The sequence below is a fragment of the Agromyces sp. NPDC056965 genome (assembly GCF_042673425.1).
Lineage (GTDB): Bacteria > Actinomycetota > Actinomycetes > Actinomycetales > Microbacteriaceae > Agromyces.
Genome location: NZ_JBHURI010000130.1, coordinates 1 through 7,020, shown reverse-complemented (window position 1 = coordinate 7,020; position 7,020 = coordinate 1). Strand labels below are relative to the sequence as shown.

Annotated in this window: 6 protein-coding genes; 4 read left to right on the top strand and 2 right to left on the bottom strand. The window is 70.4% G+C overall.

Features of this window, described 5'->3' with window-relative positions:
* Window positions 1-20: 20 nt before the first annotated feature.
* Entirely contained in the window at window positions 21-2,303 is a 2,283-nt protein-coding gene (locus tag ACFTQE_RS19535) for a polyribonucleotide nucleotidyltransferase (protein ID WP_376926629.1), read from the bottom strand.
* A gap of 330 nt (window positions 2,304-2,633) precedes the next feature.
* On the opposite strand from ACFTQE_RS19535, the gene ACFTQE_RS19530 reads away from it, so the two are divergent.
* A complete protein-coding gene (locus tag ACFTQE_RS19530) occupies window positions 2,634-2,825 on the top strand; it encodes a DUF5302 domain-containing protein (RefSeq protein WP_056658069.1) in 192 nt (63 codons plus the stop codon).
* Between the two features lie 7 nt (window positions 2,826-2,832).
* On the opposite strand, the gene ACFTQE_RS19525 is transcribed toward ACFTQE_RS19530, so the two are convergent.
* Complete coding sequence (locus tag ACFTQE_RS19525; protein ID WP_376926628.1) at window positions 2,833-4,872, bottom strand: glycosyltransferase; 2,040 nt, start codon at window positions 4,870-4,872, stop codon at window positions 2,833-2,835.
* A gap of 198 nt (window positions 4,873-5,070) precedes the next feature.
* Between ACFTQE_RS19525 and ACFTQE_RS19520 the strand changes: the two genes are divergently transcribed.
* From ACFTQE_RS19520 to ACFTQE_RS19510, 3 genes are all read left to right on the top strand, one after another.
* Window positions 5,071-5,277, top strand: a complete 207-nt coding sequence (locus ACFTQE_RS19520) for a dodecin family protein (protein WP_375836905.1) — start codon at window positions 5,071-5,073, stop codon at window positions 5,275-5,277.
* A gap of 278 nt (window positions 5,278-5,555) precedes the next feature.
* Complete coding sequence (locus ACFTQE_RS19515) at window positions 5,556-6,035, top strand: Ig-like domain-containing protein (protein WP_376926627.1); 480 nt, start codon at window positions 5,556-5,558, stop codon at window positions 6,033-6,035.
* 51 nt (window positions 6,036-6,086) lie between these two features.
* A complete protein-coding gene (locus ACFTQE_RS19510) occupies window positions 6,087-6,983 on the top strand; it encodes a DUF5979 domain-containing protein (protein ID WP_376926626.1) in 897 nt (298 codons plus the stop codon).
* Window positions 6,984-7,020 lie beyond the last annotated feature (37 nt).

The following is a 7,020-nucleotide window of genomic DNA, read 5'->3' as shown; positions in this document are numbered from 1 at the left end:
ACCGCTGTACTGCCTGCGACTTACGCGTCGGCGCCCTCTGCGGGCTCCTCGGCGTGCGTGCCTGCGGTCTCGCGACCCTCGGTGTCGGCGTCTTCGGCCAGCACCGGGGCGAGCGACAGCTTGCCGCGGTCGTCGATCTTCGTGATCTCGACGAGGATCTTCTGGCCGACGCCGAGCACGTCTTCGACGTTCTCGACGCGCTTGCCACCGGCGAGCTTGCGCACCTCGCTGATGTGCAGCAGGCCGTCCTTGCCCGGGAGCAGCGAGACGAACGCACCGAACGCCGCGATCTTGACGACGGTTCCGAGGAACTGCTCGCCGACCTCGGGGTTCGTCGGGTTCGCGATCGCGTTGACCTGGGCGCGGGCGGCCTCGGCCGAGGGGCCGTCGGTCGCGCCGATGTAGACGGTGCCGTCCTCCTCGATGGAGATGTCGGCGCCGGTCTCGTCCTGGATCGCGTTGATCGTCTTGCCCTTCGGGCCGATCAGCTCGCCGATCTTGTCGACGGGGATCTGCACCGAGATCACGCGGGGCGCGGTCGGGGCCATCTCGTCGGGGCCGTCGATGGCGGCGTTCAGCACGGCGAGGATCGTCGTGCGGGCGTCCTTCGCCTGCGTCAGCGCGCCGGCGAGCACCGAGGCGGGGATGCCGTCGAGCTTCGTGTCGAGCTGGATCGCGGTGACGAACTCCGACGTGCCGGCGACCTTGAAGTCCATGTCGCCGAGCGCGTCTTCTGCGCCGAGGATGTCGGTGAGCGCCGCGTAGCGGGTCTCGCCGTTCACGGTGTCGGAGATGAGGCCCATCGCGATGCCGGCGACGGGTGCGCGCAGCGGCACGCCCGCGTTCAGGAGCGCGAGGGTCGAGGCGCAGACGGAGCCCATCGACGTCGAGCCGTTGGAGCCGAGAGCCTCGGACACCTGGCGGATCGCGTAGGGGAACTCCTCGCGCGTCGGCAGCACGGGCACGAGTGCGCGCTCGGCGAGTGCGCCGTGCCCGATCTCGCGACGCTTCGGCGACCCGACGCGACCGGTCTCACCGGTCGAGTAGGGCGGGAAGTTGTAGTTGTGCATGTAGCGCTTCTTGGTGACCGGGCTCAGCGAGTCGATCGACTGCTCGAGCTTCAGCATGTTCAGCGTGGTGATGCCCATGATCTGGGTCTCACCGCGCTGGAAGATCGCCGAGCCGTGCACGCGGGGAACGACCTGCACCTCTGCGTCGAGCGGACGGATGTCGGCGAGGCCGCGGCCGTCGATACGGACGCCCTCTTCGAGCACGCGCGTGCGCATGACCTTCTTGGTGACCGACTTGTAGGCCGCGGAGACCTCGGCGTTGGCCGACTCGGGCAGTTCGCCCGCTTCGACCTTGGCCGCGACGTGCTCCTTGACGCGCGACTTGAGCGCGTCGTCGGCGTCTTGACGCTCGACCTTGCCGGCGATCTTGTAGACGTCCTTGAGCTCGGCGCTCGCGAATGCCTCGACGGCAGCCTTGACCTCGGCCTGGTAGGGCGGGAAGGTCGGGTAGTCGGCGGTGGGCTTGGCTGCGGTCTTCGCGACCGTCTCCTGCGCCTCGACGAGCTGCTTGATGAAGGGCTTCGAAGCCTCGATGCCTTGCGCGATGACGGCCTCGTCGGGCTTGACGGCGCCGGCCTGGATCAGGTTCCAGGCGTTGTCGGTCGCCTCGGCCTCGATCATCATGATCGCGACATCCTGCGAGCCGTCGGCCTCGGTCACGACGCGACCGGCGACGACCATGCTGAACACGGCGTCTTCGAGCTGCGAGAACTTCGGGAACGCGACCCACTGGCCGTCGATGAGCGCGACGCGCACACCGGCGACGGGGCCCGAGAACGGGAGGCCGGAGAGCTGCGTCGAGAGCGAGGCGGCGTTGATGGCGAGCACGTCGTAGAGCTCGTCGGGCTCGATGGCGAGCACGGTGACGACGACCTGCACCTCGTTGCGGAGGCCCTCGACGAACGAGGGGCGCAGGGGGCGGTCGATCAGACGGCAGGTGAGGATCGCCTCGGTCGAGGGACGGCCCTCGCGACGGAAGAACGAGCCCGGGATGCGGCCCGCGGCGTACATGCGCTCTTCGACGTCGATCGTGAGCGGGAAGAAGTCGAAGTGCTCCTTCGGCTGCTTGGAGACCGAGGTCGCCGAGAGCAGCATGGTCTCTTCGTCGATGTAGGCGACGGCGGAACCCTGCGCCTGCTGCGCGAGTCGTCCGGTCTCGAAGCGGATGGTGCGGGTGCCGAACTTGCCATTGTCGATGACGGCTTCGGCGAACGTGATTTCAGGACCTTCCAAGAGGTCGTCTCCTTTGTTTACCGTCGCACCCCGTATGGGCGCGACTCATCCAGAGGAGCAGGAACAGGCAATACGAATCGCAAGGTCTTGCGTTCACGCTGGCCACCAGTAGAAGTCCACCAAACCTTGGTTTGGTAATCCACCACAGGGGACCAGCTTCCTGCCGGCCTGCTCCAAGCGATCGCCCGCACCAAGAGCACGGGCAACCTCCCCCAATCCTAGCAGAGCACGGGTTTTCGGCCGGTGAACAGCGGATGTCGCGTGGCGAGCGCGGGCTCGCCGCCCCTCCGGCGTGCGCGAGCACGAGGCATCCGTGACAGACTCGAACGCATGAGTTCCGACGAGCAGACCAACCAGGGCCCGTCCGACGAGGCGAAGCGCAAGTTCCGCGAAGCGCTCGATCGCAAGAACAACGCGGCGAAGAAGCGCTCGGGCGAAGCCCACCTCGACGGTGGCGGCGCTGCCCAGCACACGCAGGGTCCGGCCGACCACAAGCGCGAGTTCCGCCGCAAGAGCGGCTGATTCGGCGTCACTCCCCGCGCACCGCCCGCCGAGCCGCGGCAACCGGTGCCGTCGGCGAGGTTCGATCCGTCGCCGGCACGATGACGGGCAGCAATTGCTCGCGCTTCGGTGCTCGGCCGTCGCCCGCTGCGCGCCCGGCGAGACGACGCCGGATCCACGGCACCGCGTGCCGCAGGAGCCATTCGGCGTCGCCGACCACCGTGCGATCGAACTGCTCCTCGTGCTCGTGCACGGCGTGCTCGAGTTCGCCGAGCACGCCCGCGTCCCGCATGCCGAGCACGCGCGCCGCGGCGTACGCGATGCCCCGATGCCCCGCGGCGTTCAGGTGCACGCGATCCTCCGCCCAGCGCCCGTCGTCGACGAGCTCGGGGTGGGCGTCGACATCGAGGAGCATCGAGCCGGTGGCATCCGCGAGGTCTCTCAGGAGCGCGTTGTAGGCCCGGAAGCGTCGGGCGAAGAACCGCGTGACCGGGCGGCGCGGCAGGAACGGGGTCACGAGGAGCACGTCGCATCCCGTCGATCGCAGCCGCGCCACGGCCACGCCGAGGTCGCGCGCGAGGTCCTCGGGATCGGCTCGGCGCCCCACGAGGTCGTTCGCCCCGATGAGCACCGAGACGAGGTCGGCTCCGAGCGCGGCCGCCTGCGGCAGCTGCACGTCGACCGCGTCGCGCACCTTGCGACTGCGCACCGCGAGGTTCGCGTACGCGACGGGTTCGCCCGCCGAGCTCGCCCCGGCGATGAGCATCGCGAGGCGGTCGGCCCAGCCGCGGTACTCCCCCGCCGGCACGCGTGAGGCGTCGCAGAGCCCCTCGGTCAGCGAGTCCCCGACGGCGACGTAGCGACTCCAGCGGCGGCGGGCGGCAGCAGGCGGTGCGGATGCCGCGGGGCCCGCGCCCCGAGCGAGCGGCAGCGGCGCCGAGGCATCCGTCGCCGTGGCCGCAGCCCGCCCGATCGCCGCCTCGTAGTGGCCGATCAGCTCGTCGCCGAGGCGCTCCCAGCTGCGACCGGCGACCGAGTCGCGTGCGCGTTCGCCGAATGCACGGCGCTTCGCGTCGTCGCCCGTCAGGTCGCGCACCCGATCGCGCAGTTCGTCGAGGTCCCCCGGGCGGTAGAGCCATCCGTTCGCACTGTTCTGCACGAGGTCGACCGGGCCGCCGCGCCCGGTCGCCACGACGGGCACGCCGCTCGCCATCGCCTCCTGCACGGTCTGGCAGAACGTCTCGCTCTCTCCGGGGTGCACGAAGACGTCGAGGCTCGCCATCGCCCGCGCGAGCTCGTCGCCGCCGAGGAACCCGGTGAAGCGGGCCCCGGGCAACAGGCGTTCGAGCTGCTCTCGCGACGGGCCGTCGCCGATGACGACGAGGCGCACGCCCGGCAGCGCCGCGATGGCGTGGAGGTCCTCGACCTGCTTCTCGGGTGCCAGTCGGCCGACGTAGCCGACGAGCACTTCGCCGTTCGGCACCATCTCGCGACGCCAGGCCTCGTCGCGTCGGCGGGGAGCGAAGCGTTCAGTGTCGACGCCGCGACGCCAGAGCCGGAGGCGATCGACGCCGAGGGACTCGAGCTTGTCGACCGCCGACGACGACGGCGCGAGGGTCAGGGTGGCGCGACGGTGCAGGCGCCCGAGGTGGCGGGTGAGTGCCGGCGCGGCACCGGGAACCCCGTAGCGCTCGGCGTACGAGGGGATGTCGGTCTGGTAGATCGCGACGCTCGGGATCCCCACGGACTCCGCGGCGAGCACGCCGCGCCAACCGAGCACGAAGGGCGATGCGAGGTGCACGACGTCGGCCTCGTGCGCGCGCATCACCTCGGCGAGGCGGTGCGCACCGGCGAGGGTGACGCGCACATCGGGATAGCTCGGCAGCGGCACCGACGGCAGCAGCACGGTGCGGGCGCCGTAGAGCGTGTGGTCGATCGGCCCCGAGCGCGGGGCGATCACGAGGGCCTCGTGCCCCCGACGTTCGAGGTGGCGCAGCACCTGCAGCAGCGAATGCGTCACTCCGTTCATGTGCGGGAGGAACGATTCTGCGAGGAGGACGACCTTCACGCATCCAGCGTGAGGGCTGCTCGGGCGGTGGACTGCCGGAATCGCCTCCGGGAACCGAGGATTCATCGACTGGTCGACTGCCGTTCGCCGCCGCGTCGACCAGGGGGCATTCGCGGACGCCGCAAGCCCCTCGCTTTCCGCACGACGGAGGCGCAAGATGAGTCCCGTACGCACGCACTTCATTCGAGGGGGAATGCAATGACTTCCGTCGCACGTGTCACCACCATCACCGTCCGTTCGGAGACGGGCTTCGACGACGCGGTCGCCGCCGGCGTCGCCCGGGCGTCGGAGACCCTGCGCAACGTCACCGGCGCCTGGGTCAAGGAGCAGAAGGTCGACGTCGCCGACGGCGCCGTCACGTCGTGGTCGGTCACGCTCGAGGTGACCTTCGTGCTCGACGACTGAGACGCGGTCGTCGGGTCGCACCCGCCGCGCGGCGCGAAACGCTGGCGCGGGATTCGGCGCGCCGCCGAACCTGAGAAACCCGTGAGCATCGCTCGATCCGCATCATCGATCAGGGTTCGGACCGTCTCTTCGGGTGGAGAGCTGCACCCACAGCTCCTCCGCTTTCCACCCGAAGGAGCTGATCCACCGTGCACCCGAATGCGCACACCCCCACCCGAACGCCCCGAGGCTTCCGAGCGATCGCGGCATCACTGGCAGCGGCACTCGCCTCCTTGGCGATGGTGATCGCCGCCCCGGCCGCAGCGAACGCGATCGAACTCGACGCCATCACGAGCGTCACGATCAACGCCGACGCCCCGAGCAGCCCGATCGGGGTCGGTCAGCGCTACACCGTCGATGCCACGTGGGCCGCGCCGGCGGGCGCCGTCGAGGGCGACACGTTCCGTCTCGACTTCCCGAGCCCCGTGCGGGCCTACGCGGCGACCTTCGTGCTCCGCGACGCCTCGGGTGCGACGGTCGGCGACTGCGCCGTCACCGAGTCGAGCATCCTGTGCACCCTCGGCGACTACGTCGAGTCCCACCACGACGTGCGCGGGACGCTGCACTTCTTCGCGCAGTCCACGACGGCGACCGATGACGACTCGTACATCTTCACCACCGGCAACGGCATCGAGATCCGCGTCCCGATCCCGGGCGGAGGGATCGTCGAGGGCGGCGAGCCCGGCACCGCACCGACCTCGCCGCAGAAGTGGGGCTGACTGAACGATGACGCCACCTCGATCACGTGGCAGGTCGTCGTCCCGTCGGACGTGCTCGCAGGCGACTCCCCCGTCGTGCTCGAGGACGTCTACGACGCGCGCATGGGCTTCGACTCCTCGAGTGTCACGGCCGGCTGGGTTCCCGCATCGAAATGGGCCTCATGGGAGTACCACGAGGTCGTCGCAGGCACCGGCCCCGAGACCTTCACGCTCGTCGACTCGCCCGCCACCCACTCCTTCGAGTTCACCTTCAACGAACCGGTGACCTCGGAGGATCGCGTGTACACGCTGCAGTACCGCACGACGCTGCCGGTGGACGCGCGCCAGGGCGACCTCTTCGGCAACACCGTCACGGCATCGGGCGAGCAGTTCGCCACGTGGCCGGTCGAGTTCGTCACGGCGGGCGGTGAGGGCGGCGGCACGAGCAATGTCGGCGGATTCACCGTGACCAAGCGGCTGTCGGGCGACGGCGCGGCCCTCGTGCCCGACGGCACCGCCTACACCGTGACCTACTCGTACCTGCGCGACGGTTCCGCCGTCACCGGATCGCTCGCACTCGCGCCCGGCACGCCGCAGGGCATCGACGGCTTGCCGGCCGGCACGGTCGTGACCCTGAACGAGGCCGAGCCCGAGGCGATCAGCGGGGCGCGCTACGGAACGCCCCGATTCTCGGGCGACGGCGTCATGACGAACGACGGCACCACGACCCTGGTGATCGGCGACCGCACGACCGTCGCCGTGACGCTCGACAACCCGATCGCCCTCGTCCCGCCGACGCCGTCCACTCCGCCGACGCCGCCGGCCGCCACGCCCGCGCCCCCGGCGCCGAACGCATCACTGGCCTCCACGGGCGTCGAGCTCGGCTGGCCGATCGCCGGGGCGGTCCTCCTGACGCTCCTCGGCGGAGCAGTGCTCGTCGCCGCCCGTCGCCGCGCGAACGCCGGCTGACCGACACCGCACCGCAGGGGTCTGCCCCCTGCGGTGC